Origin of the sequence: Candidatus Hecatella orcuttiae (assembly GCF_002009985.1) — an archaeon.
Classification (GTDB): domain Archaea; phylum Thermoproteota; class Bathyarchaeia; order Hecatellales; family Hecatellaceae; genus Hecatella; species Hecatella orcuttiae.
On the sequence record NZ_MTLX02000005.1, the window covers coordinates 877,246 to 900,495 of the forward strand.

The 23,250-nt window shown below is 48.1% G+C and carries 24 protein-coding genes and 2 tRNA genes; 14 read left to right on the forward strand and 12 right to left on the reverse strand.

Translation table 11 applies throughout. The features are described 5' to 3' along the window. Positions 1-2 precede the first annotated feature (2 nt). The gene (locus BWM17_RS07505) at positions 3-977 is read right to left on the reverse strand and encodes an alpha-ketoacid dehydrogenase subunit beta (protein ID WP_309493312.1); all 975 of its coding nucleotides are present in this window, start codon (positions 975-977) and stop codon (positions 3-5) included. 1 nt (position 978) lies between these two features. After that, entirely contained in the window at positions 979-2,004 is a 1,026-nt protein-coding gene (locus BWM17_RS07510; RefSeq protein WP_309493313.1) for a thiamine pyrophosphate-dependent dehydrogenase E1 component subunit alpha, read from the reverse strand. Positions 2,005-2,118: 114 nt separating this feature from the next. Between BWM17_RS07510 and BWM17_RS07515 the strand changes: the two genes are divergently transcribed. Further along, complete coding sequence (locus BWM17_RS07515; protein ID WP_309493314.1) at positions 2,119-2,433, forward strand: hypothetical protein; 315 nt, start codon at positions 2,119-2,121, stop codon at positions 2,431-2,433. A gap of 228 nt (positions 2,434-2,661) precedes the next feature. Here BWM17_RS07515 and BWM17_RS07520 read toward each other — a convergent pair whose 3' ends face one another. Next, positions 2,662-5,043: a carboxypeptidase regulatory-like domain-containing protein gene (locus tag BWM17_RS07520; RefSeq protein ID WP_309493315.1), complete on the reverse strand. Its 2,382-nt coding sequence runs from the start codon at positions 5,041-5,043 to the stop codon at positions 2,662-2,664. Positions 5,044-5,570: 527 nt separating this feature from the next. Then, positions 5,571-5,646: transfer RNA gene (locus BWM17_RS07525), tRNA-Arg, on the reverse strand. A 113-nt stretch (positions 5,647-5,759) separates the two neighbouring features. Between BWM17_RS07525 and BWM17_RS07530 the strand changes: the two genes are divergently transcribed. After that, positions 5,760-6,494 (forward strand): phosphoribosyltransferase family protein, encoded by a 735-nt coding sequence (locus BWM17_RS07530; protein ID WP_309493316.1) that lies wholly within the window; start codon positions 5,760-5,762, stop codon positions 6,492-6,494. A 37-nt stretch (positions 6,495-6,531) separates the two neighbouring features. Here BWM17_RS07530 and mtnA read toward each other — a convergent pair whose 3' ends face one another. Further along, positions 6,532-7,569, reverse strand: coding sequence for an S-methyl-5-thioribose-1-phosphate isomerase (gene mtnA / locus BWM17_RS07535; RefSeq protein WP_309493317.1), 1,038 nt, complete (start codon positions 7,567-7,569; stop codon positions 6,532-6,534). Between the two features lie 180 nt (positions 7,570-7,749). Here mtnA and BWM17_RS07540 point away from each other — a divergent pair, with 180 nt between their 5' ends. Continuing rightward, positions 7,750-7,974, forward strand: coding sequence for a hypothetical protein (locus BWM17_RS07540; protein WP_309493318.1), 225 nt, complete (start codon positions 7,750-7,752; stop codon positions 7,972-7,974). A gap of 188 nt (positions 7,975-8,162) precedes the next feature. Beyond that, positions 8,163-9,023, forward strand: a complete 861-nt coding sequence (locus tag BWM17_RS07545; RefSeq protein WP_309493319.1) for a hypothetical protein — start codon at positions 8,163-8,165, stop codon at positions 9,021-9,023. 42 nt (positions 9,024-9,065) lie between these two features. Here the strand turns inward: BWM17_RS07545 and BWM17_RS07550 are convergent, their stop codons facing one another. Continuing rightward, the gene (locus BWM17_RS07550; RefSeq protein WP_309493320.1) at positions 9,066-9,473 is read right to left on the reverse strand and encodes a hypothetical protein; all 408 of its coding nucleotides are present in this window, start codon (positions 9,471-9,473) and stop codon (positions 9,066-9,068) included. A 51-nt stretch (positions 9,474-9,524) separates the two neighbouring features. Then, on the reverse strand, positions 9,525-10,904 hold the full coding sequence (locus BWM17_RS07555; RefSeq protein WP_309493321.1) for a glycosyltransferase family 2 protein: 1,380 nt from the start codon (positions 10,902-10,904) through the stop codon (positions 9,525-9,527). Between the two features lie 362 nt (positions 10,905-11,266). Here BWM17_RS07555 and BWM17_RS07560 point away from each other — a divergent pair, with 362 nt between their 5' ends. Continuing rightward, positions 11,267-12,517: a glycosyltransferase family 87 protein gene (locus BWM17_RS07560; protein ID WP_309493322.1), complete on the forward strand. Its 1,251-nt coding sequence runs from the start codon at positions 11,267-11,269 to the stop codon at positions 12,515-12,517. A 138-nt stretch (positions 12,518-12,655) separates the two neighbouring features. On the opposite strand, the gene BWM17_RS07565 is transcribed toward BWM17_RS07560, so the two are convergent. Next, positions 12,656-12,850, reverse strand: a complete 195-nt coding sequence (locus BWM17_RS07565) for a hypothetical protein (protein ID WP_309493323.1) — start codon at positions 12,848-12,850, stop codon at positions 12,656-12,658. Between the two features lie 155 nt (positions 12,851-13,005). On the opposite strand from BWM17_RS07565, the gene BWM17_RS07570 reads away from it, so the two are divergent. Together BWM17_RS07570 and BWM17_RS07575 are read left to right on the forward strand one after the other, a co-directional pair. Beyond that, entirely contained in the window at positions 13,006-14,499 is a 1,494-nt protein-coding gene (locus tag BWM17_RS07570) for an ATP-binding protein (protein ID WP_309493324.1), read from the forward strand. Between the two features lie 4 nt (positions 14,500-14,503). Further along, on the forward strand, positions 14,504-15,661 hold the full coding sequence (locus BWM17_RS07575; protein ID WP_309493325.1) for a DNA double-strand break repair nuclease NurA: 1,158 nt from the start codon (positions 14,504-14,506) through the stop codon (positions 15,659-15,661). Between the two features lie 9 nt (positions 15,662-15,670). Here the strand turns inward: BWM17_RS07575 and glnA are convergent, their stop codons facing one another. Then, entirely contained in the window at positions 15,671-17,110 is a 1,440-nt protein-coding gene (gene glnA, locus BWM17_RS07580) for a type I glutamate--ammonia ligase (RefSeq protein ID WP_342766512.1), read from the reverse strand. A gap of 163 nt (positions 17,111-17,273) precedes the next feature. On the opposite strand from glnA, the gene BWM17_RS07585 reads away from it, so the two are divergent. The 5 genes from BWM17_RS07585 to BWM17_RS07605 all read left to right on the forward strand — a co-directional run bounded on the left by BWM17_RS07585 (position 17,274) and on the right by BWM17_RS07605 (position 20,038). Then, positions 17,274-17,723: an Lrp/AsnC family transcriptional regulator gene (locus tag BWM17_RS07585; RefSeq protein ID WP_309493327.1), complete on the forward strand. Its 450-nt coding sequence runs from the start codon at positions 17,274-17,276 to the stop codon at positions 17,721-17,723. Between the two features lie 89 nt (positions 17,724-17,812). Then, positions 17,813-18,484, forward strand: a complete 672-nt coding sequence (locus BWM17_RS07590) for a flavodoxin family protein (protein ID WP_309493328.1) — start codon at positions 17,813-17,815, stop codon at positions 18,482-18,484. A gap of 213 nt (positions 18,485-18,697) precedes the next feature. Then, positions 18,698-18,811, forward strand: coding sequence for a CxxC-x17-CxxC domain-containing protein (locus BWM17_RS07595; RefSeq protein ID WP_342766513.1), 114 nt, complete (start codon positions 18,698-18,700; stop codon positions 18,809-18,811). Between the two features lie 29 nt (positions 18,812-18,840). Further along, the gene (locus tag BWM17_RS07600; RefSeq protein ID WP_309493330.1) at positions 18,841-19,317 is read left to right on the forward strand and encodes a hypothetical protein; all 477 of its coding nucleotides are present in this window, start codon (positions 18,841-18,843) and stop codon (positions 19,315-19,317) included. 178 nt (positions 19,318-19,495) lie between these two features. Beyond that, positions 19,496-20,038, forward strand: coding sequence for a DUF998 domain-containing protein (locus tag BWM17_RS07605; protein WP_309493331.1), 543 nt, complete (start codon positions 19,496-19,498; stop codon positions 20,036-20,038). Positions 20,039-20,045: 7 nt separating this feature from the next. Here BWM17_RS07605 and BWM17_RS07610 read toward each other — a convergent pair whose 3' ends face one another. Beyond that, positions 20,046-20,981 (reverse strand): ribbon-helix-helix domain-containing protein, encoded by a 936-nt coding sequence (locus BWM17_RS07610; RefSeq protein ID WP_309493332.1) that lies wholly within the window; start codon positions 20,979-20,981, stop codon positions 20,046-20,048. 95 nt (positions 20,982-21,076) lie between these two features. Here BWM17_RS07610 and BWM17_RS07615 point away from each other — a divergent pair, with 95 nt between their 5' ends. Together BWM17_RS07615 and BWM17_RS07620 are read left to right on the forward strand one after the other, a co-directional pair. Then, a complete protein-coding gene (locus BWM17_RS07615; RefSeq protein ID WP_309493333.1) occupies positions 21,077-21,583 on the forward strand; it encodes an ECF transporter S component in 507 nt (168 codons plus the stop codon). Beyond that, entirely contained in the window at positions 21,573-22,340 is a 768-nt protein-coding gene (locus BWM17_RS07620; RefSeq protein ID WP_309493334.1) for a hypothetical protein, read from the forward strand. The genes BWM17_RS07615 and BWM17_RS07620 overlap by 11 nt, the downstream gene beginning before the upstream one ends. 430 nt (positions 22,341-22,770) lie before the next feature. Here BWM17_RS07620 and BWM17_RS07625 read toward each other — a convergent pair. Continuing rightward, positions 22,771-22,848, reverse strand: a tRNA-Glu gene (locus tag BWM17_RS07625). Positions 22,849-22,857: 9 nt separating this feature from the next. After that, positions 22,858-23,142: a Trm112 family protein gene (locus BWM17_RS07630; protein WP_309493335.1), complete on the reverse strand. Its 285-nt coding sequence runs from the start codon at positions 23,140-23,142 to the stop codon at positions 22,858-22,860. Between the last annotated feature and the right edge of the window lie 108 nt (positions 23,143-23,250).

Sequence of the window (23,250 nt, forward strand, 5' to 3'; positions counted from 1 at the left end):
CCTCATTTCAGCAGCTTGCGAGCGGCTTGAACTATCTTGTCACTGTTGGGCATGTATTCCCGCTCTAAGGAGGGGGAGAAGGGCACAGGCATGTCAGGGGAAGCCACCCGCAGGATGGGGGCGTCCAAGTAGTCGAAGGCTTCTTCCATCACCGAAGCGGCGATCTCGGCTCCTATGCCCCCTGTCTTAACGTCGTCCTCAGCTATGATAAGCACACCTGTTCTCCTGACCGAGTCTAGGATGGCTGCGAGATCCAAAGGCCGGAGGGACCTAGGGTCGATGACTTCGGCTTCGATGCCTTCCTCCTCCAGTTTCTGCGCGGCTGCTAGGGCTTCATGGACGGCCCTGGAAAAGGCGACGACGGTTAGGCTGTTTCCCCTCCTCTTGACCTCCGCCTTCCCCAAGGGGACAAAGTGTTCTCCTTCAGGGACAGGGCCTTTCATCCGGTAGAGAAGGCCTGTTTCCACGAACAGGACGGGGTCCTCATCTCTGATGGCCGCCTTCAGCAGGCCTTTGGCATCCGAGGGCGTGGATGGCAGGACAACTTTCAAACCTGGGACGTTAAGAAACCACACGGGGAAAAACTGGGAGTGCTGGGAGCCGTGAACCCTACCTAAGCTGTACTGGGTTCTCACCACCATGGGGACACTCAGCTTCCCCCCGCTCATGAAGCGCATCTTCGCCGCTTGGGTCACCAGCTGGTCGGAGCAAATGGTCATGAAATCCATATACATGATCTCAGCCACAGGCCTCAGCCCCATGAGGGCGGCGCCAATGGCTGAGCCGACGATGGCGCTTTCGGAAATGGGAGTATCCCTAACTCTCTCAGGGCCGAACTCCTCCAAAAGGCCCTGAGTTACCTTGTAGGCTCCTCCGTAGACTCCGATGTCCTCTCCCATGAGAATAACCCGGGAGTCGCGTAGCATTTCCTCCCTCAATGCTTCACGTAGAGCTTCGCTGTAGGTCAGCTCCCTCATTTTACTCCCCTACAAAGTAGACGTACTTCTCCAACTCGGAGAAGGAGAGAACGTTGCTGCTCTGGGCGAACTTCACAGAATCCTCCACTTCCCTCTTTACCTCATTCTCCAAACTATCCATCTCAGCAGCCGTCAAAAGGCCGGCTTCAAGGACTACTCGACGGAAGCGGGTGAGAGGGTCCTTTTTCAACCCTTCCTCCACCTCGCCCGGAGGCCTGTACTCAGCCTTGTCGTAGACTCCGTGGCCCTTCCGCCTGTAGGTTTTGCATTCGAGGAAAGTAGGCCCTTCTCCCCTCCGGGCTCTTTCCGCCGCCTGCGCTGTCGCCGCGTAGACGGCTGCCACATCGTTTCCGTTCACCGCCATGCAGTTCACGCCGTAGGCTAAACCCCTAGCGGCTATGCTTTCCACAGCCATGGTTCGCTCCACCTTGGTGGACATGGCATACATGTTATTTTCGCAAATGAAGAGCACTGGCACCCTCCAGAGAGCGGCCAAGTTCATTCCTTCATGGAAAGCCCCCGTGTTGACGGCTCCGTCTCCAAAGAAAACAGCTGCCACACGGCCGGCTTTCTCCCGCTGCAAAGCCAAGCCAACTCCCACGGCAATGGGTATGCCGCTTCCCACGATGGCGGAGGAATAAAGCGCCCCTTTTTCAGGGTAGATGGCCACATGCATGGAGCCCCCGAGGCCTTTACAGGTTCCTGCAGCCTTCCCGAAGAGCTCCGCCATCACCAGCCTTGGGGGAATGTCCTTAGCTAAGGCGTGGCCGTGGCCTCGATGGTTAGAGATTATCGGGTCATCGCTGCGTAGGGCTGCAACGGCTCCGACGGCTATGGCCTCCTGCCCATAGCACAGGTGCGCCGGGCCGATGAGCAAACCTTTGACGAGAAAGAGCTCCTCCACCTTCTCCTCGAACAGCCGTATCTCCACCATCTTCCTCCACATCCACAGCAACTTTTCTCTTGTGAGTCCATGTTTGGAGTAATCTGCGGGAGGAACGTCTTCAACGACGGAAACCGAAGCCACCATCCACCGCCTCTACTTAAGGTGAATCTGATAATTTTAAAAGTTTTTACACAGAACCCTATGCGCAGCATTTCCGCGGAAAAAATTTTCCGTTCTTGAGGGCTCTCTTAACTCTTGGAAAAGATTAAAAACATAGGGAGGCAACATAAATTTGCGGTGAAACCCATGGTCTTGCTTTGCTACACTTGCAAAAGCGGGCTCATCTACTTCTCCAGCGACTTCGCCTCCACCCGCTACTACTGCCCCACCTGTAAAAAATTCTACACCATAGCCCGAACCTCGCCTCCGGAAAAGAAGACCGTTAAGAGGCCGCCTCCAAGGAAGGCGCTGCGGACTGTTAAAAAAGTCGGTGCCAAAAAGATTCTCAAGAAAACCAAGAAGAAAGGCGCGCCTAAAAGGGTGAAAAGGAAAAAGGCTGGGAAAAGCTAACTCTTCCCCCTTTAGGAAACTATCCTCCGCTACATGGTTTTGCGGCGCTAAGCTATACCTTCACTTCTAACGATGATAGGCACTTGAAGGGGGATAGCATTCGCAGTCAAACTCGTGGCAAATAGACCGGTAGGATACGCAGGATAGTTCCAACTTCGTTTTACGAGTTCTTTCTCTGTTGCGAAAAGTCTGAGGGGTAAGTAGGTTGGGAAATATTTTATTTCAGGATTATCGTTGAATAGCTTGTTTTATTAATTCATTGTATTCTCCCCAGACCTCAGCTGCTGGTTTAGAGCGAAATCCAGGACCCGGGTCGCTTGGTAGGTGAATGTAACTATAGTCTCTTCCGAGAACTAGTTCAATATAACCCCGCTCTGCAACCGATTGCATAAAAGCATTTGCAAGACGTTCATGCTCGCTGAGATCAACAGTATAATCTTCCGATTTCTTTACAACAAGATATGGTTCGGTAACGCTTTTACCGCTTGCAGCTCCCTCTATTGTGTTGTAAGTAAACCACATAGCAATTGGAACATTATAGTGATCATAAATTTGTTTGACCTGGGTATCAAATAGGCTGTCAAAGGCTGCTTTCATCTCCTCAACACTTGCATTTGACGGAACACCCAAGTCTACTTGACTGAAACCTGGATCAAGCAGATCTAAATTAGAAAAGTACGTCATCCTTGTCCCCCAATGTACCGGTGAATACAATTTTCCAGAATAGACTTTTCTAGTTTCCGTGATAAGTTGATTCATCCTCTCATCAATCAAATCAATGTACTGATCAGTTACACACGGAGGAGGGGACGGAATCTGTATCACCTCAATACCTGCCTCTTCTGCAACCTTTGCAAACCCTATGAAGAAAAGCTCCATCTGGTCAAACCAAGCATTATACCACTCAGCACTAATTCCAGTGTTCACATGCTCATCAAAGAACTGTTGGTATTCGTAACTGAAACCAATTACTTGGAAAACAATTACTTTAAGACCTTTACCATGCGCAATCTCTACAGCCTCTTTCAAGTCTTCCATCGGTGTAAACCAGAATTGGAACCTCGGTTCAGGTTCTACTCTGAGGTAGTCAGTTATCATGGATATGCCGACATAATCATGCCTCTCTCTAACCAAATCATCTGTAAGCCCATCAAAATTTGTTAGAAAGTTAGGCGCCCACCAATCAAATGTGTTGTGCCCTACAGCAAACTCTGAACGTGGCGCAATGCTCACATTCGTGTTTATAGCTGTTGTTCTTTCACCATAATCACTGAAGGGCCATTTCTCAACAACGTCATTAACCACCTGATCAACTGTTCCCACGACAATGCGGCGGCGCTCTTGCGGTGTCGGATCGATTATTTCGCAACCTTCTCCCGGGATTCCATGTGCATAATTGTATTCAATAACATAGCCTGGCTTAACAAATATTTCTAATTGATATTGATTTTCACCAACTTTATGCATCGGAATATTTTCAAAAAGAATATTCTCTTTCGGATGCGTTTCAGGCGGTGTTCGCAGATTAAACGTTATCTTACTGTATTCCCTAAAACTATTAAGATGATCGTTAATTTGGGTTGTCGTAGGAGTTACAATAAATCTCCTAACCTGTATGCCGGAACCGTCGCTTGCCGGCTCTGCGCTAAGATGAACCCCGCCAAACGTATAAACATATTCGAGATACTGGCCGCCATAGAATTCAAGAGTTGTAGTAAACGTTTTATCATCCCGTGTAGTTAGTATCGGCGCACGTTCCATATATGAAATTGGACCCTGCGACATGAAGGTTCCAAGCTTATACGTGTTCCCAACGATTCTTAGTTTGTCCGGAAGCTCCTCAGCTGTCTCTACAGTGAATACTACTGTTACCTTTTCTGCTTTTTCTAATTGCACATCCAAGTTTAACGATTGATCCGTTGACAGATCAGCTTGTTTCGACTGCGATTTGAAATCATGCAACTCTGTGAAGAATGTGACAAGGTGTTTTCCTGGGGGTAGATAGAGTGAGTAAGTTCCATCATACCCAGTATACGTTTTTACCCCGCCGGCGACAACTAGAACGTTAAAGATCGGGGTGCCATCGTTATCTGTCACTCTTCCTTGCAGCAAGTTAACTGGACCGTCGTAGAGTTTGAGTTGCTTCCATCCGGAAACAGTGTCTTCTATTTTGGTAAGGTCAGGGTGAACTTTTACTACACGAAACGGATCAAATGATTCCGGGCCTATTGATTCCGATCTCACCCCTTCTTCACCACCGAGTACAAGTGTATAAGTATAGTAAAGAAAGGTATTAGTTGGCAATTGGACTGCCCCAGTCGCCCTGTCACCGTCTCTTTCCAAGGTTACTTGCACCCACGGTTCATTAGTAAAAGATAGAGCTGCAAAGATTATGTCTGCATTGTCTGGTGTCGTTTTCGGAATCTTGAGAGAAATCTCTACTGTCTGTGTTAGAAACGGCTGTAACGTTAGATTTGTTTGCCTCGGAGGCTGCTGCAATGTGTCTGGACCACTAGGCGGCGTTTGAACGTAGCCGCCAATAAAAATTACCCCAACTATCACCAATATTAAGACACTATAAATCATAAATCTTTTCAGGCTTCTTTTCATCAGCGACATCTCATCCGAATTATGAAAGAGCCAAAAGGGTTATTATTGCCTTATACCTATAACCTTACTATACCAATGTCGATAAAAAGATTGTTCTATGGTCTCGACCCACAAAAACACTAATTAACGAAATGGGTATTTACAAATAAATCCGACACCAAAACTATCTCACTATGCCTTTATACAACATGACTGTTTCCCTATTTTCCAGTCCATTACACCTTTCTTCTAATGCTGAGGGCCTCCCTTTATCTCATAAGAGAAAAAACGAGCAGAGTACGCTTCTCGAAAAACTTGGAAACGCTGTAATGAAAGGGAAACCGCGAGACATTCACAGGACCTCCTCACTTTTTAGGTATCGCACAGCGACCGTTACAACAATAGAGTTCATCCGATAGTTTAAACGATGTCTAAGGCTAGGCCATAGCATCATTGAACTAGTCAGGCCAGTGTTTAAACTCTTGGCTTCACACCAAAGATAAGCAAACTGACAGTAAAAGAGATCATGGCTGAAACTCTGAAAATAGCGGGCCCGAGGGGATTTGAACCCCTGATCTTCGGCTCCGAAGGCCGATGCGTTGGTCCTGACTGCGCTACGGGCCCTCTTCTTCTCCGTGAGGAGGGTTCTTAAAGATTTATCTAGGGCTTCTTTCTATAAGTTTTTCTAGCTTGATGGGGTTCCTCCCCTCGTTTTCGGAAAGTAGGGTTGATGTGGGTTGAAGACTGAAACTCATACCCGAGACTTGGAGTTCAGGCTGATGACTATCAAGATGTTGAACACCATCAAAAAGAAGCATACTTATAGGGAGATTTCCCAGTGGACAGGGCTGCCGGTGACTGTGCTGAGCCGTTATGTGAAGGGACATGTCCTCCCTGCCTCCAAGAGGTCTAGGGAGATATGGAATTCTCTTCAAAAAGTCGCTGACTTGGAAAATACGCTCCTGTCAAGGATTAAATTTGATGACATGGGCTATTTTGACAACACTCAGATTGTGTGGGATACGTCCCTCCTCCGCCTTGCAACCCAGTATGTGGTCGCTAAGTTTGCTGGAAGGAGGATAACGAAAATTCTAACAGCCGCCGTGGACGGAATTCCCCCTGCTACCCTCGTAGCTAGCTCTCTGGATGTGGATTTGGTGGTGGCTAAAAAAACTAGGGAGGTAGGGGTTAAAGATTACGTAGAAGAAAGCTACGTGCCCCAAGACTCTGGGGTGGTGGTCACCTTCTACGTGCCCAAGGACTCCATCAAGAAGGGGGACAGCGTCCTCATAGTAGACGACATCGCTAGGACGGGGGAGACCCAGGAGGCCCTCATCCACCTCATCCACAAGATGAGAGGAGAAGTAGCCGGGATATTCGTCTTGGTTGGAGTAGGCGAAGAATGGAAAACCAAGCTCAGCATACCCCCAAATTGCCCAGTAGAGGCATTGGCTGAAATACAGAAGAAATAACCAGATAAGCCCTCGCAGCCTGTTTAAAAGGGACAGACTATCTTCCGTCAGACGCGTCTAGCAGAGCTCTAATTTTTGGGGGTTTAACTTCTATTACCCCCTTTTCGGTGATCAGGGCGGAAACCAGATGAGGGGGGGTTATATCAAAGGCGGGGTTGAATGTTTTAATTCCCTTGGGAGCTATTCTCAACCCGCCCAATTCCAATACCTCTTTTGGGTTTCTTTCTTCGATGACCACTTCCTCCACAGAGTTTTCGGAATCTATGGTGGTGGTAGGCGCTGCCACGTAGAAAGGGATACCGTGCTCCTTAGCTAGAACGGCGATGGTGTAGGTTCCAATTTTGTTGATAACATGACCTGACATCAGAATGCGATCCGCTCCAACGAGCACCTTGTCTATGATCCCCTGAGCCATCAGATAGCCAACCATGTTGTCGGTAATGAGAGCGAAAGGAATTCTCTTTCGCTTCAGTTCATAAGCTGTAAGGCGGGCGCCTTGAAGGAGAGGCCTAGTCTCAGTTGCTATCACCCTTATGTTTTTACCTCTCCGATGAGCCGCGGCTATTACTCCTAAAGCAGTACCATATTCTACGGTAGCCAGTTCACCGGCATTGCAATGGGTGAGGACAGTATCCCCAGTGTCGATCAATTCTGCCCCGTGGAGGCTTAAGGCACGGTTAACTTTTGCATCCTCAGCAATCAGTTCTAAACATTTTTTGATCAGATATCTCCGCAACTCTTTGAGACTACACGGATGTTCTTCTGCCATTTTCAAAACAGCGTCGACAGAGTTAAACAGATTCACAGCCGTGGGGCGTGTGGTCTTTATCAACACCGCTGTTTTTTGAAGCTCCTTCAGAAGACTGGCTCTGCTTTTAGCTTTTGACTTGTAAACAGTTTGAGCCAAAGCTAAAGCAGCAGCGGCGCCCAGAAGGGGGGCTCCTCGAATTTTCATGTTTTTTATCGCCTTCGCTATTTGGTTTGGTGTTCTCAGCTTAAGGTGAACCAGCCTATGGGGAAGGAGAGTCTGGTCTACGGTAATGACCACGCCGTCTTTCCATCGAATAGTCTTCAAACCTTCAACTCCCAGACAAGTAATCTTATACTAACATTTCTGCCCGTAATAAAAAAGATACGCCAAGTCAGAGTAGCGGGCCCGGCATACCCTCGCTAACTTTATGGAAGGGAGATGAAGAGTTAAGGCTTAAATATTAGTATTACTTTTATTTATAAAAATAATATTGATGAAAAATGAATGGTATGCTACATCGTTCCTCTGGCTATGGCTGTACTGCTGTCCGCTCTCTGGGGCTTCTCGAAAAGAGGTATTCAAGGATTCTGGCTTAACTTGATGCTTTACGGAGCCGCCTTCTTCGTAGTCGACCATCTCTGGCACGGAGAACTCTTTCTCACCTCAGCAAACTGGGTTGCCGATCTAGCCTTGGGGGGAATCATTACTAGTGTAATATTTGGGGCATAGGGTCTGACGCTGGGCGTTGTCAAAGTAAAACCTGCCCTCGCCTACCGCACTGGCATTCTAAAACACCGAGAACTACACTGAATTCTAACCAAAACCAGCTAACTTTATATCAGAGTATCTGCCATTCTGCAAAGGAGAGATAATAGGCTAAACCAAAAAACGACACGTACTTTATTCGGGATAATTCCTTGTCATCCGAGAAGATGCCGCGGAAACTTGAAAAGCCATTAACTGTCAAGGCATCCGACCGCGTATTCTTAAGGCTTTATCCCGACTGTAAGCCTCACAAGTTAGAGATCGCGGATTTGCAGAAAGGTTTAGTGCTTATGCTGGGAGCCAGCGAGCTTGTGGGGGAAGGCATAGGCTTCGGCGCTCCGGTGATAAGATATGCTGACAAAACTTTTTTCTCGAAATCAGCGGAGGTCTCTGTTCAAGGGCAGGATGAGGGAGGCGTAGTTGTATCAAAATCCTTTCTTATGGATGCTGTGTCAAGGAAGCGAATTTGTAGGGGGCCCTTTATCAGCGATAACCTTTACTCATTTTTTCACAGAGCCTTCATGAGAGGTTATGAAGGCTGCAAAGACTTTAGACCTTTCTTCGACAAGATTATGGAACTGCGAAAGATTTTAGGGATAAAATCCCAGTTTGTCGAAGTTAATCCTAGAGGCAGAGTCAACATTGTTTATAAGTGTTTTTCAGACACTGTTCAAATCGAGGTTGATCTCAGAGCCTTGGACAAATCTGGATGCGAAGAAATTTTGATCTTGAATGAGCAAGATTCCTCCTTCTTCAGGAGATACTTCGATACAAGCGGTCTCGAACTTTTTGGAAGGCAGATAGGAGCATGGGAAAAGGTTGAAGCTGATGAAGCCTCTTTTTCGGACATAAATGGACACCTAACCTTCAGCTTGAAGAGGTTAGACCAGGCGACGTTGTTTCGAGGATGGGAGGAGGTTAAAGGGAGGTTCTCTTGGGCGGGCTTGGGGTATTCCTTGAAACCGAACATATCCACCTTTACCTACCTAGTTAAGATCAGTATGCATGTTTAACTTAAATTCGAATCCCTTAGGCTCTCGGGGATCATCAGACTACTAAATGTAGTAGAAAAGGTAGAATCCTATCCCCAGTAGCAATGCCAGAATCCACGTGGTGAAAACTATCCTCATCCATAGCCTTACATTTCCAAATTTTTTGAAGACTAAGATGAGACCTAGAATCCATGCGAAACCGCCTATCACCGCGTGAATGATTGTTATTATTCGCCCCACAACCGGACCAACCATTAAGGCGCCGAAATTTGTAATCAGGGATACTCCCATAACTGCGAAGATGAGAGCTCCGTTAAGAGCCACGGCGAAAGTCATCAGATAGCCATGGCCTTTAAAATGTCCTTTCTTAACAGCGAAAACTCCTGCTAGGAGAATTATCAATATTACAAACTGAAGAAGAAGGTTTACATCGTAGATTAAGGCGGCTTTAGTTCCGAAAAGACCGACCATAATAATATTCAACCAGTCTTTCAATAAAAGTGTTTCCGCAGAGGTTGAAAGCTAAGTAAAGAGAAGCTTCTCGATCCCTTTGAAAACACTCTGCCGGATCGACAGAAGGCCCACTGTCATATAGGCTACGGCGTAGAGAGTGAGGATAGGCGTTATTCCTATGTTTGCATTGGACAGTGCATAGGCTAGGCTTGCAACGGCCAGCATCCCAGCTGCCAGCTCTAAGATGGCAGTCTTCTGAATGTGGATTTGATACTTTTTGTTTCTCCATAGATCATGCGGGCTTTCGATTTTGTATTTCGGAGTTCTCTGGAAAACACCCGACCGAGCGCTGAAAAGCCCTTTGAATACTGCTATGGTATTGCTAATGCTGATCCCATAGCCTACGAAAGTTAAGGCTACGATGTTCTTTAAATAATCCACAAATTTCATTCTCACCTCTTTAGAGGCTATGTAGCACATGATCCAGACGGCGAAAGTGCTGAAAGCAATAGCCAGATAAAGGGCTACCAGAAACGCTGACCATAAGGGGGGAGAACTTCCAATTACCCCGACCTTCAACGGTAACTGGATTACATGAGCTCGGAAAAAAACAGATGCAAGAGCTAGAAGGTAGGATGTGAACATCAAAAAGTGAACAAAATAGTAGGTGAGATGAAGAAGAGCCTCAATTTTCTGTTTCAGCGTTAACTGCGGCTTCTTAAAAAGAGAGAAAACAAGCCTCCTTGCAGTTCGAATGGAACCCTGCGCCCACCTAGACTGCTGTCTTTTGAAGGCTACGATGGTAGGCGGGATCTCCGCTGGGCAAGCTAGGTCTCGGAGATAAGCGTATTTCCAGCCTTTAATCTGCATTCGGTAGCTGAGGTCTAGGTCTTCGGAGAGAGTATCCGCGCACCATCCGCCTGCATCGATCACGGCCTCTTTTCTTAGCACGCCAGCTGAGCCGTTGAAGTTGATGAAGCAATCGGCTTTTTGCCTGCCGGTTTGTTCTACTAGAAAGAAGGCATCGATGGCCAGAGCTGCTGCCTTCGTTATCGCGTTGTACTTCGGATTCGCGTGGCCCCACCGGCATTGGAGGAAGCCTAGGGAAGGATCAGCCACCATATGGGGGATTGTTCTCTCTAAGAAGTCTTTTTGTGGAATGAAATCGGCGTCGAAGATGGCGATAAATTCGCCTTGGGTATAGTGTAAGGCGTTGGCTAAGGCTCCTCCCTTGAAGCCGTCCCTGTGATTTCGGTGGATGAGGTCTATGTTGTATCCTTGAAGATGAAACTCTTCTACCTCTTTGCCGAGAATCTGTGTGGTGTCGTCGGTTGAGTCGTCAAGAACTAGGATTTGAACCTTATCTTTCCCGTAATGCTCAGCCATCTTTACCACCGCTTTGAGAAGACGGGGGGCGACGTAGCGCTCGTTATAAATGGGAAGCTGCACCGAGACTTTCGGCTTCGTGCAGTTGAAAGTTTTCGAGCTGAGATTTGACTCCTTTCTAGACTGCCAGGTCAGATAGTATATGTTGAAACCATAGACAAAAAAGCAAAGGAAAAGCAGCAACGATGCTACAAGTAGAACCGTTGAAACCAATAAGGCCAAGCCGGTTTTCCTCAGGTGTGGTATACTGCTATAAAATCGTTGTGATGTTTAAATAGAATTCGCCGCAGATACAAATGCGTTTAAACGCTTATGCATAAATCGGAGAAATTAGGGATGAATAGATGCATGACTCGGCATTTTTATATTAGCTGTTAGAAATCGGTGGATGAGGCGGAAGAGTGTTTAGCACTTCAACCAGCCGGTTGAGGAGGAATTCTTCCGGCAGCATGTATTTTGAGGCAGCCTTAAGCTTGACCTTTCAGTTGGCATTGGGCGCCTACCTCGGCCACTATTATGATATAAGGGTGTTCATGGTCTCAGGCTACGCTGTGGCTGAGGGTCTATCTCCCTATGAAACTCGGGAGCTGGAAAGTGTTTTTGACCATCCTCACTTTGATGGCGGAGTGCCGGGTATAGGGTATCCCCCTCCCTGGGGGTTGCTTCTCGGCTTGATTTATCAGGTCTCCTACAACATTTTCCCAAATATTTTCTTCTACAACGTTGTGATAAAACTTCCAGTCATCCTAGGGAATCTTCTTTTAGCCGTGCTCGTCAGGAACCTCCTCCAAAAGGAAAATGTTGAAGCGAAGATGGTGAAGGCTGCGTGGAGGTTTTTTCTTTTTAACCCTTTCGTGGTCTACACAACGGCGGTGTGGGGTCAATTTGACCCTCTGGTCGCTTTTTTAACAGTTCTATCCGTCCTCCTTCTCTTCCAAGGGAAAAATAAGGCCTCCGCCATCCTTCTGGGTTTGGCGGCTGCCTTCAAACTTATCCCCGTAGCTTTCGTTTTCGCCAGTCTCCTATTCTTAAAGAAGAAGAATGAAAAAATAAGGGGGTTAGAATATATTCTGTTCTTTACAGGGGCGTTTGTAGCCGCAACTTATCTTCCTTTCCCTCTTCTCAACTGGGGTATTGCCCCTATCTTCAGCTCTTGGAATATTCATTTTTCAGTTTTGGGAGGCTTGTCTCTTTTCAACATCGCCGAGCTTTTCGGTCGAGATAGTTTTCCGGCAGGCTTAGAATTGCTGGGTTATCTCTGGGCGCCGGCTTTGATTATCACCTTTTATATCTTATGGAGAAGGACGGTATCTCCCTCCTTCGAAGAGCTTGTGAAAAGTTGTCTTGTTTTCATCTTTGTTTTACTGCTTACGCGTAGCTGGGTTTCGGAGCAGAATTTGAATCTGCTTTTTCCTTTCCTAATTTTAAACGCCTCCCTGGGAGGTATTAGCCAGCGTGCGGTGACCCTAGCGTGGGTTATACCTTTCATATTCACCTTTTTTAACGCATCTTTCCTTCAGCAACTTTTCCTAATTTATCCTGAAGCAATAGCGCTGAATGACACTGTTTTCTCCGCGGAGTCTTTCCTGCACTATCGCCTTATACTGAGATTTCTCGTCGTGATTCCGTGGCACATCATGGGATGGTGGATTGTAGTTCGAAACTTGCGCAGTTAGGGGCGATAAGCCCCCCCTGTGAAAAAAAGTTGACCGGGGATTAGAGCATCTGCAACAGCATTAGCCGCGGCGGAGAATTATTGTAGCTCCGGAAGGCGCCCTTTTTCTTTAGAAAGGCAACAAGTTTCACGCGGGCGCTTAGACGATGTATCTTACTAGGGTCATCCGTTTAGCGTATTGAGAAGCGTCTTCCAAGATCTGCCTAGCCTCTGGGGATAGGAATTCCGGTGAATTTTCCATATTCCTCAACACTGCGAGAAGGGCGGCTAGTTTAAGCAGTAAAGTTAGGCTTCCTTTTCCTCCAGCGTCCATGTCTTCCAACTCTTCGCGCATAGGCCGCGAACCTTCTTGTAATTTTTCTCGCATAGATAAAAAGTTTTCAGATAAACGGTGAAAGGCCGGCTGACTTGGTTTAAAGGGTCCTACCTCTTATATGTCTATTTTAATATACGATGGCCCTGAATACTCTATTTTGGAGGTTGCTTCGTTTGAAGTTTATTGGGAGGATAGCCGACGGCTCTACGGAGGCCTCCGCCCGGGTTATTCTGCTGAAGAATTTGGAAGGGAAAGTGGCCGCGGAAGAGCTTGTCCTTGTCCACAATGGAGGTCGAGAAGATTATCCCAACCAACTATTGGGAGTGCTTCGCGGAGGGCTGGGTAAAAACGAGTTTCTCACCCATACATCCTATCGTCCGGATGTGGCGTATATGAAGTATGGAGGTGAGCCCTCGGGAGCTAGGGAAGTTTACTCTTTTTCCATCAAACCCATAGGCGTGGTTGCGGAGGGAGGAATAGAGCCGAATTTAGCCATCATTCAGCCTAGGTCTCCCGTATATTTGCTGGAGGAAGAGGATAACCCTCTCCACCTGATAGTAAGAGGGAAGACCCTGTGGATGGACGCCTACATGGAGGGGCACGAGTCTTGGAGAATTCCGGTGAAGCATGAATTCATACCCTACCATGTGGGGGTATACGGGAGCACAGGCAGCGGTAAGTCTTGGTTTACCCGCTACGTTCTCATACCTTTATATCTTAAAGCCGGCTACCGGGTTTTCATTCTCGACTGGAGTGGAACAGATTACGCTCCCTATTATCGAGGCTTAAAAAACGCTCAGGTGATGAAGGTAGCTGACATAGCCTTGGATGAGGAGTCGGTGTTAAGCTACTTAGAGGCTAAGACCTTCGGCTTTGGGAGAAACGACAACATCCGCGACGCCTTCGACACCTACGTGGAAGGCTGGGTGAAGAAGGTGGAGCACACCTTAAACGCAGCCGCTGAGGAGGGAAAAGATCCCGCGGAATTTCTCTACGGGCAGCTTAGAGACCATGTGGAAGCGGTTGTAAACAACATAGACAAAAGGTGGAAGGGTTTCTCGGAAAGGGCAGCTCGGAGGGTTTTCAGGAGGTTGAAGCCCGAGGACTTGAAGCCGGTGATGGGAACCCTGCCCGTCGAGAGCCTATTCGAGAAACTTGAGGGCAGAAACCTGCTGGTGGTCGACATGGGCGGAGCCTTAACCCATGCGAAGCTGGGGTTCTTTCTCGCTTTAGCCAGACATCTCTACGGTTTGATGGAGGCGGGAGAGAATCTGAAGGCATCCCTAGTCGTCGACGAAGCTCCGCAGTATGCTCCTTGGGAGCCGAGGGGAATTCAAGCTGAGACAACCGAAACCATAAAGAATCTAACGGCCTTGGGAAGAAAGCGGATGCTCAACCTGACCCTCATAGCTCAGGGAATAAAAGGAGAGATAGGGATCAACGCCTCCGTGAGGAGAAACCTGAACACTCATTTCTTCGGCAGAATACATCCTTTGGACGCGGGAGGCGAAGGAGGCGCATCGGAGTGGCTTTCCCCCTACGGGATAACCTCAGACCAGATGCTGCAGTTGAAGCCGGGAAGATTCTACTTCTCAGGGGTGATGAATCCTTCCCCGGTGCCTTTGCTCATCACCTACCAGCCTCCGGAGGGAGCCCAAGCTGTTTGAAGAAATGCTAGAGTGGGTTAAGCTTCCCCAAGACCTTCAGCATCATTTTTTTAAGTTAGCTGAAGAGGAAGCTGAAAAGCTGTCAGAAAGCGTCCGCCGGTTAAGCCGCCAGCTGGGAGAGCTGAAAGCAAGGCTTCAACCTTACATTCACAGCCTACCCGGCAACGACATGGCGTTGACCGTGGCCGCTGTGGACAGTTCTAGGTCTCCGAGGCTCAGTGAAAGGCTGGGGGTGAGATACGGTGTTTTCGCAACAGGCGCCGTGTACCTTAAAGGTGTGGAGAGTAGGGAGGAAACCTTCAGGGCGGGAGTTTTTAAGAGGAAACAGGCGCTGTCTCAGGATAAAAGTAAGTACCTTTTCGACCTCCTCACAACCTATACGGAAAGGAAGCTGGCTTTGGAGGCCTTGGACAGGTGCGACCTGTTGATTCTGGACGGAAGCTTCTACGGTTTCATCTACGGAGCCAGTTTGATGAAGAAAACAGAGCTCTATGGGGATCAGGAGGAGGAAATCGTTAAAAAAATCTTCGAAATGACTGAGGAGCTGAGAAGAAGCGGAAAAACCGTCGGCGTGATCAAGCGAAGCCACACCAGAAGCATCGGAGGTTACCTTGCCTTCAAACATGGGGACAGCGCCTTCACATCCATCATCGACAAGCTGATTCTCTCCATGCTGATGCCGGAAAACTCCTACTTCCGCTACCAGGAGCTGATAGGAGAGGAGCCTGTGCAGATATACTCCGGCTACGCCCGCTTGGTTTCCATAGGGTGGTCAGAGGGCGACCTGATGGAGGAGGCGGAGAAAAGAGCTTACAGGCCTCTTGAAAACCTGAAGCTGGACAAGGAGGGGCTTAAAAAAATGAGGAGGATGCAGGTTCGATTCCACAGGGATACAGCTCCCTGCGAAATAGAGTTCCCAGCGTCCATTGGAAAAAAGAAGCTCCTAGAATGGTTCGGCCAGAAAAACTTCTTCAACGAAGCGACAAACCTGCCCATGGCTTTGGACCTCGTCGACAACATGGTAGGCCTATCGGCTAAATTCACCGAAGAATTCGTCTCAGAGGTGGAGGGGAGAATGCTGGAGACTGTGGCTGAAAACCTACGCGACCAAGAAGCCGTGAAAACATTCTTCACCCTCCTAAACCCGCAAAAACCATACTGAAATTCCCCCTTATCTGTCGAAGTAGAGGTAGAATTCGTAGGGGTGGGGTCTCAGGCTGACTTCCATGTCCTCCAACGTCTCCAGCTCGATTATTTTCTCTATCACATCCGGTGGGAAGATGGGCTTCAAATACTCGCTGTCGCTTTTCAGGCATTCCACCGCCTCTTTAAGGGTGGCGGGTAGAACCTGGATGCCCAGTTGCCGCCGTCTTTCAGGGCTCAGCTTGTAGATGTCCTCCTCCACAGGGTCCCCGATGTCTATTTTCTTCTTAATTCCGTCCAAGCCAGCGGCTACCAGGGCTGCGAAGCAAAGGTAGGGGTTGCAAGCCGGGTCGGGGGGCCTGAACTCAATCCGCTTAGCATCAGCCATCTTCGGCCCCTTATGGTAGACGGGTACCCTCACGGCGGCAGACCTGTTACTCCGACTCCAAGCCAAGTAGACGGGCGCCTCATAGCCGGGGACAAGACGTCGATAAGAATTAGTGGTCGGAGCCACGATGGCCGCCAGAGACCGGCCATGGTCGAGGAGGCCTCCCCCAAAATACCGGCCCAGTTGGCTCAGCTCGGTTCGAGGGTCTTCAGGGTCATAGAAAAGGTTTCGCCCTTCCTTCCAGAGGCTTACGTGGACATGCATGCCTGAGGCGTTGTCCATGAAGACAGGTTTAGGCATCATGGTCGCTGTTAGGCCTTTCTGTTTGGCGATATTCTTCACCACAAACTTGTAGGTCATGACGCTGTCTCCCATGCTGGTCAAGGTATCCCGGTACATGTCGATCTCTCCCTGCCCGGCAGTGGCCACCTCATGGTGGTGAGCATCGCAGGGAATTCCGAAGAATTCCTCCAAGACCTTAGCGCACTCGCTCCGAAACTCCGTGAAAGTGTCCTGAGGAGAAGCGGGAAAATAGCCTTCCTTAAACCTTATGGGATACCCTGACTCGCAGCCGCTGTTCCAAGCTGCCTCCCGGGACTCCACCCGGTAGCTTTGGCCCCGGTAGGCGGAGAGGACATCCCATTCCACCTTGTCGAAGACGAAAAATTCCACCTCAGGCCCCCAGAGGGAAAAGTCGTAGCCCGTCTTCGTGACCGCTTGTTCAGCCTTCTGCGCTATGCTTCGAGGGTCCCGGGAAAGCCTCCCCAAACCAAACCCCCAGTAAACATCGCATATCATCCTAGCCATCTTGATATCTTCAGGGACCCATGGAATAACCCCGTAGGTGGAGGGGTCGGGCTTGAGAACCAAGTCTGACTCATGGATCTCGGTGAAGCCCTTGATGGAGGAGCCGTCCAGCTTCGGCACTCCTTCCTCGAAAGTCTGTAGTTCAAGAGAATCGGCCCTGATGGTGGTGTGCTGAAGCCTCCCCAGCAGATCCGTGAAGTGGAGGTCGATGAATTTTATTCCATCCTCTTTCAAAAGCTTCAACACTTCTTCAGACGTCCTTTTCAAGGGCATGAGTTTTCCTTCAGGGGTCTTTGAGTAGGGCACTTTTCCAATCCCCGCCATATGCTAACTTTATAGACATTATGGAAAATGAATATATACTTTTTCCTCTAAAAAATGGACAATCGTCAAGTTTATAAGCCAATATAACACAAATGTTCGGAAGGGGTAAGCCGTGAACCTCGACGAGCTAGACTACAGAATACTCAAGGAGTGCCTGAAAGACTCCCGAGCCTCCAGCCGGGAAGTAGCCAGAAAGGTAGGCGTATCGGTAGGCACAGCCTTAGCCAGAATCAAGAAAATGGAAAAGGAAGGCCTTATAAAAGGCTACACGGTGGTTCTCGACTACGAAAAACTCGGCTACCAGTTAACGGCGATAACGGAAGTAATAGTCTCCAAGGGTAAACTGCTGGAGGTGGAAAAAGAAATCGCTAAGATGCCCATGGTCTGCGCCGTCTACGACGTCACAGGAGAAATCGACGCCATTCTCATCGCTAAATTTAGAAGCCGAGAAGAACTCAGCAACTACACCAAAAAACTTCTAACCGTCCCCTACGTGGAAAGAACCAACACTCACGTAGTCCTTACCACCGTAAAGGAGGACTTCCGGCTGCTAAGCCAGTGAAGCCGCCACCCTCAGCTCAAAGCTTCGCATCTTCTGAGCGTTAGCGTTAATATTTCTCATCCACCTACAGAGGTATAGGTGCGAGTAATTTGACAAGAATCAAAATCCTCGGAATAAGCGGAAGCCCTAAAAAGGGAGGAAACTGCGAGCAATGCCTCTCCGAATCTTTGAAAGCAAGCCAAACCGTCGGCGACGTGGAAACAGAGCTGATAAGCCTAGCTGGGCTTCAGGTCAACCCTTGCAACGGATGCCTCCGATGCCATTTTAAAGCCTCCCGGGAGAGGCCTTGCCCGGAATTCGACGACGGGATGACGACTCTATACCCTAAGCTGATCAACTCTGACGGCTTTATTTTCGCAAGCCCTGTGTATTTCGGCTCAGTTTCCGCCCTGATGAAGGCTTTCATGGACAGACTTCTCCCTTTCACAACAGCATACTACTACCCGGAAAGCGAGTTTAAGGAAACTTTGCGCTTTAAGCCAGCGGGAGCGATTGCCGTGGGAGGTGCCCGCAGCGACGGAGTTGAGGGAACCCTTTATTCCTTCCACCGCTTTTTCCTCTACCATGACATGATCACCGTCGGAGCCCAGACCGTCGGCAACATCTACGGGGTCTCAGCGTTGGGAGGAGCCGTGGTCACCGAAGATAAGCCAAACGCGGTGGACAGAGACCGCTCCGGCATGGCCACTGTTAAGGTGATAGGGGAGAAAGTTGCGATGCTGGCGAAGGCGTTTAAACCTGTCAGGCCTACGCTTGAATAAAAGACAGCTCAGCCTTTAAACGGGTCAGCGTTTCCGAGTGAATAGATACCTTTATATGGGTTTCATTGCGATGTATAAGCGGAGTTAATCTTCAGGAAGAGACGGAGTAATTACGTAGCTCGTTTTTACTCGCGTTTTTCTTGCAAGAATAGCTCCAAAAAATCTAGAGAGTGGTGAGAGATATTGAGTTTTGGTGAACGCAGAGAGAGGAAGATGTATCCGGTTACCTGCTCGGACTGCGGAGTAGAGACGGAAGTTCCCTTCAAACCCACCGAAGGCAGACCGGTATACTGCAGAGAATGCTACCAGAAGCATAGGAGATACTAAGTTTCCTGGAAAACGGAAAGTGGATGCGAATGTCAATAGGGGAAGAAGCAGACTCAGCAGCTGTGGAGAAAAAAGTAAGCGAACTAGGTCCTCACGTGAAAGGAGTTGACATAACCGTCAAGGTTATGTCGAAAACAGCTGCCCGTGAAGTACCTTCAAGGATCGACGGGTCTGTGCATAGGCTTGCAGAAGCATTGGTAGGCGACCCTACAGGGTGTATCATATTGACCCTGTGGGACGACGCCATCGACAAGGTGAACGAAAACGAGACCATCTCCATAAAAAACGGCTACGTTTCAATGTTCAAAGGCTTTATGAGGTTGAACACGGGGAAAAGCGGCACCATAGAACCTGCGGAAAAACCAGTCACCGAAGTAAACGAAGCAAACAACCTGTCAGACCGCCGATTCGAACAAGAGCAACGCTACCCAAAGTTCCGCCCTTTGTACGGAGATATGGACCGTTCTAGACGAGGCAACCGAGGTAAATTTAGAAGAAGACGATAAGCCTACTCAGTCAACAAGAACAGAAAAACCTCAAAAGGGGGGGCGTTGGAAACAGCCTCCTTCCGTATATGGGTCGACAAAATATTTTCTTTTTCATTTTTTAAATTTTGCTTTCAACTTTCCAAGATTTTATTTATAAATTTTAGGAAGAAAATTCCCGTGTCATAAGGTGTATTCGGTGGACTGGAGAAGATTCGCATGGTTTGGCTTGGTGGGACCTTTGGTAGGTTTTGCTTTTGTCGGGGCTTCTATAATGTTGGCACCGTGGTTCAGCTGGCAGAGCAACGCTCTAAGCGACCTCGGACACTCCGTTAAGAGCAGTGTAGCACCCCTTTTCAACTTCGGATTATTTTTAACCGGATTCCTCCTCATTGTATACTCAATTAAGGCTTTGCAGAAGCACTCAAAGTACGCAGGCTATTGTCTGCTTACCTCGGCTCTTGCACTTCAGCTGGTAGCCGTGTTCGATGAAGTTTACGGGCTTCTGCATTTTGCAGTATCGGTGTTGTTCTTCGCTTCCCTGGGGGTTTCCTCTATAGTGTATGCTGTGGAGAGAAAATCGATCCTTGCTTTCGCTGCCTTCATCATAGGTTTAGGAGCGTGGGTTTTATTTTGGATTGGAGGATATAGCGGAGGCGTTGCCATCCCTGAAACTGTATCCTCTGGAGTGATGGCTTTGTGGATAATGTCGTCCGCCTTTTACGTTTATTCCGCAAAGTGAGGTGTTATTATTTTACAATCCCTATTATTGTTTGAGGCTTGCTGAAAAGATTCTCCACTTCTTGAAAACTGCTCTTTGGCAAAGTATAGAGTAAAACGGTAGCAGGACCTGCTGATTTATTCAAATCAAGTTCCAAGGGTATTCTACGGGAAAATTTTACCTCTCGACCGACCCAAGAAACAAGCGCTGTAGCCTCGGCGACGATTCCCCGAGACCCTACGGGGACAATTTCATGAACGAATTTTTTCTGCAAGAGGAACATCACATCTAACAGGTCTGCAGTTTCTCCTCTCGCTTCATGGGTTAGTACTTCGTTTCCAGCACACGGCCGACCGAGCGCTACCACCAGATCTCCTTTACAGCTTTTCCCTATTCTCAGTTCTTTTTCGCGGGCGATGCCGATAACCGTCACGCCGAGGCCTGTTTGCGAAGTTTTGATGCTTTCCTCCGTGTCAAGGAGGACCATTTCATCGACATCCAAACCTAGGAGTTTAGTTTCGCTTTCCACCCCCTTTAGAATCTCTTCACCTGCAGGGCTCCTTTCAGCGCTTAAAGCTACAGAAACAAGGGTTGGATGGGCGCCGGTTGACAGAACTTTTATCAGTCCAACCCTAGCCATGAATTTACCTAAAACTTCATTCTTCACTTGAATGACGTCGTCTGGTTTACAGCCAATGCCTCCAGAGGAAGATACACTCATGATCAATGCGAAATTGGGTGGAAACCTAGCAATGATCACATCTCTTACCTTTGTGAAGCTGATCTTCGCTGGCACTAGGCTGAAGGCAGCTGGGTAGATGAGTTCGCCGATGTTTTCAGCTGCATTCAAGTAGAAGAGTAGCGCCTGCCGTGCAATTTCAGATCTGCTCAGCGAGTATTTTTTAGAGAGTTTATCAATCTCGTGGAAAAGTCTTGCAGGGAGTCTGAGATTTAATATTTTCAATGTATGACAAATGTAATACATAATGTAACTATTAAATATTATTTTCCCACTCTAGGGATAGCAGGCTAAAAATTATGATTATGGAGAGAGCTCTCATGAGTAAGCGTTACTCCAAGTCCAAAACTTTGCATGTAGCCCGGTGGGGTATTTTTTCAGCTTTGAGTGTGGTGGGTTCCCTTATACCGTTTCCAAGCCCTGTGGGAACCATAGCCTTTGACTCTTTTCCCGGCTATTTTGCAGCCCTCTATTTTGGGGTTATGGACGGGGCGGTGATATTTGCCATCGGACACTTAGCCACGTCCATTGTCCATGGTTTCCCCCTTGGTTTTTGGCATTTCTTGATAGCTTTAGGCATGGCAGTTGTAGGGGTTGTTGTAGGAATCGTGCATAAGGTCATTTCCAGAGTTTGGGGGTTCATTCCGGCAACGATTGCGGGGATAACCGCGAATACTGCCATGTTCCCCTTGGCAGTGCCTGTGATGGGTTGGGCTGGTTCGCTGCTGCTGGTGCCCTTTCTGGCAGTTGCTTCAACTTTAAACGGCATTCTAGCCATGTTCATATTCATAGCGATAAGGAGGAGAAAAATCCTCGTTGAGGGCTAGAAGACAGCCCAGAGAAGTGTTTGTAGAAACTCTGAGGGATTTAATTGTTCTCAGAATCAATAAAACATATCTGACCGTTAGCTGCGACTCCTGCGGAGGAGTAGGTTTTAACCCTCTAGACACTTTGAAGGTTAAAGGTGTGGTTCTGGGGAGATTTCTGGCACGAGTGGCTCTTATGGAAACGCTCTCAGTTAACGCTCAACCTTTAGCGTGTTCGCTTACATTGTCAATAAATCCGAGTCCTGCATGGAAGGGGTTTTTAGCCGGCGTCCACGGGGAGTTCAAAGCTGCTGGTTTAAAAGCCTACGATGTGAAGTTTATTCTCAGCTCTGAAAAAAATTTCCCCGTCAGACAGACAGGAGTCGGCATCACCATCTTGGGGGCTACGAGAAGCCTTAAGATTGGAAGAGTGGAAAGGGGAGATTTACTTGTAGCCGTGGGTAAACCGCATGTGGGACGCGAAGTCTTGAAAGCTGAAACAGGCCGTGAAATCGCAGACCTCAGAGATTTAAACAAACTGTTAAAGACAAGTTTCGTTCATGAAATTATCCCCGTTGGCTCCCAAGGTATTCTTCATGAGGCCAAAGTTTTAGCCAAAAGTTCAGGGCTGAATTTTAAACCCTTCAAGTCAACAATAAACCTCAAGAAGCCAGCCGGCCCTTCAACGGTCATCTTGGCGGCTGTGGAGGAAAATAAAATGAGAGACCTCGCCGAACACGCCAATAAGCCCCTAACTCGGATTGGCTTTTTCACGTAGAGCCAAGATTGGTTTCTGGGGTTAAACGTTTTCAGTTGCTCTCAAACCGTTTATAGTTGCATTCCAGCTCAGTGACAGATAAGTTTTAAGAGAAAGAAATTATCGAACTCAGAGAGGCAGCAGGAAATTTTAAAAAATGGGAGTTTTATTTCTTCCTAACTATTTTTACGGAGTCCGACCCTTCTATCGGGATGCTGTCTCTTGTTTGGCCTGTCAGTGTAGCGTCCGTGTCACCATCTGCTATTCCTGTATCCTTTGTTTTGAAGTGATATACGGCATCTAGGGTCTCCCATTTTTGGTATTTGTTGACCGTCTCTCTTAACTATCTGAATTTATTTAAAAATTATAAAATAATATTTATTGGGGTTTGATCTTCCTCGGAAAGTGCTGGCGTTGTCTTCTATATTCTTTGGATGTACAAAGAAAGGCTTGGTGCTCCGGCCGGGATTTGAACCCGGGTCGAAGGCTCGAGAGGCCTTCATCCTTAACCGGACTAGACTACCGGAGCGTCCCTGAACTAGACTTCTTGGGACAGATTGAAGGGGCGGCCTTGTTTCAGGATTTTTTCAGGCACCTTCTCCTTCCATTTTCGGAGGAAGGCTAAGTCTTCCCTTTCCTCCCTCAGCTCCGGGGGGAGGCAGTGGGGTATCTCCTCGATGATGGGATACCACATGCGGCATTCAGGGTTAGGGCAGGCTAGGATGCCTTCCACAATTTCCTCCTTTTCGTCGAACACGTGGAGCTCTAGGGGATGAGCCTTACACATGGCGCAGGCTAAGAATTCCATGAGCCGCCTTTTCAATCCTTTTCACCTACACTTTAAAGCCCATCAGTCAGATAATAGTTTTTCCAGAGGGAGGCGTAAAACCATTTTTACCAAGGCCAACCAACCTTAGAAGAGGGGAAGGGT

Bases quoted from the DNA above. Each gene is read 5' to 3' on its own strand.
- BWM17_RS07615 (WP_309493333.1), top strand. From the start codon at position 21,077: ATGAGTAAGCGTTACTCCAAGTCCAAAACTTTGCATGTAGCCCGGTGG.
- BWM17_RS07595 (WP_342766513.1), top strand. From the start codon at position 18,698: ATGTATCCGGTTACCTGCTCGGACTGCGGAGTAGAGACGGAAGTTCCC.
- BWM17_RS07575 (WP_309493325.1), top strand. From the start codon at position 14,504: ATGCTAGAGTGGGTTAAGCTTCCCCAAGACCTTCAGCATCATTTTTTT.
- BWM17_RS07600 (WP_309493330.1), top strand. From the start codon at position 18,841: ATGTCAATAGGGGAAGAAGCAGACTCAGCAGCTGTGGAGAAAAAAGTA.
- BWM17_RS07565 (WP_309493323.1), bottom strand. From the start codon at position 12,850: ATGCGCGAAGAGTTGGAAGACATGGACGCTGGAGGAAAAGGAAGCCTA.
- BWM17_RS07540 (WP_309493318.1), top strand. From the start codon at position 7,750: ATGGTATGCTACATCGTTCCTCTGGCTATGGCTGTACTGCTGTCCGCT.
- BWM17_RS07505 (WP_309493312.1), bottom strand. From the start codon at position 977: ATGAGGGAGCTGACCTACAGCGAAGCTCTACGTGAAGCATTGAGGGAG.
- glnA (WP_342766512.1), bottom strand. From the start codon at position 17,110: ATGCCCTTGAAAAGGACGTCTGAAGAAGTGTTGAAGCTTTTGAAAGAG.
- BWM17_RS07520 (WP_309493315.1), bottom strand. From the start codon at position 5,043: ATGAAAAGAAGCCTGAAAAGATTTATGATTTATAGTGTCTTAATATTG.
- BWM17_RS07550 (WP_309493320.1), bottom strand. From the start codon at position 9,473: ATGGTCGGTCTTTTCGGAACTAAAGCCGCCTTAATCTACGATGTAAAC.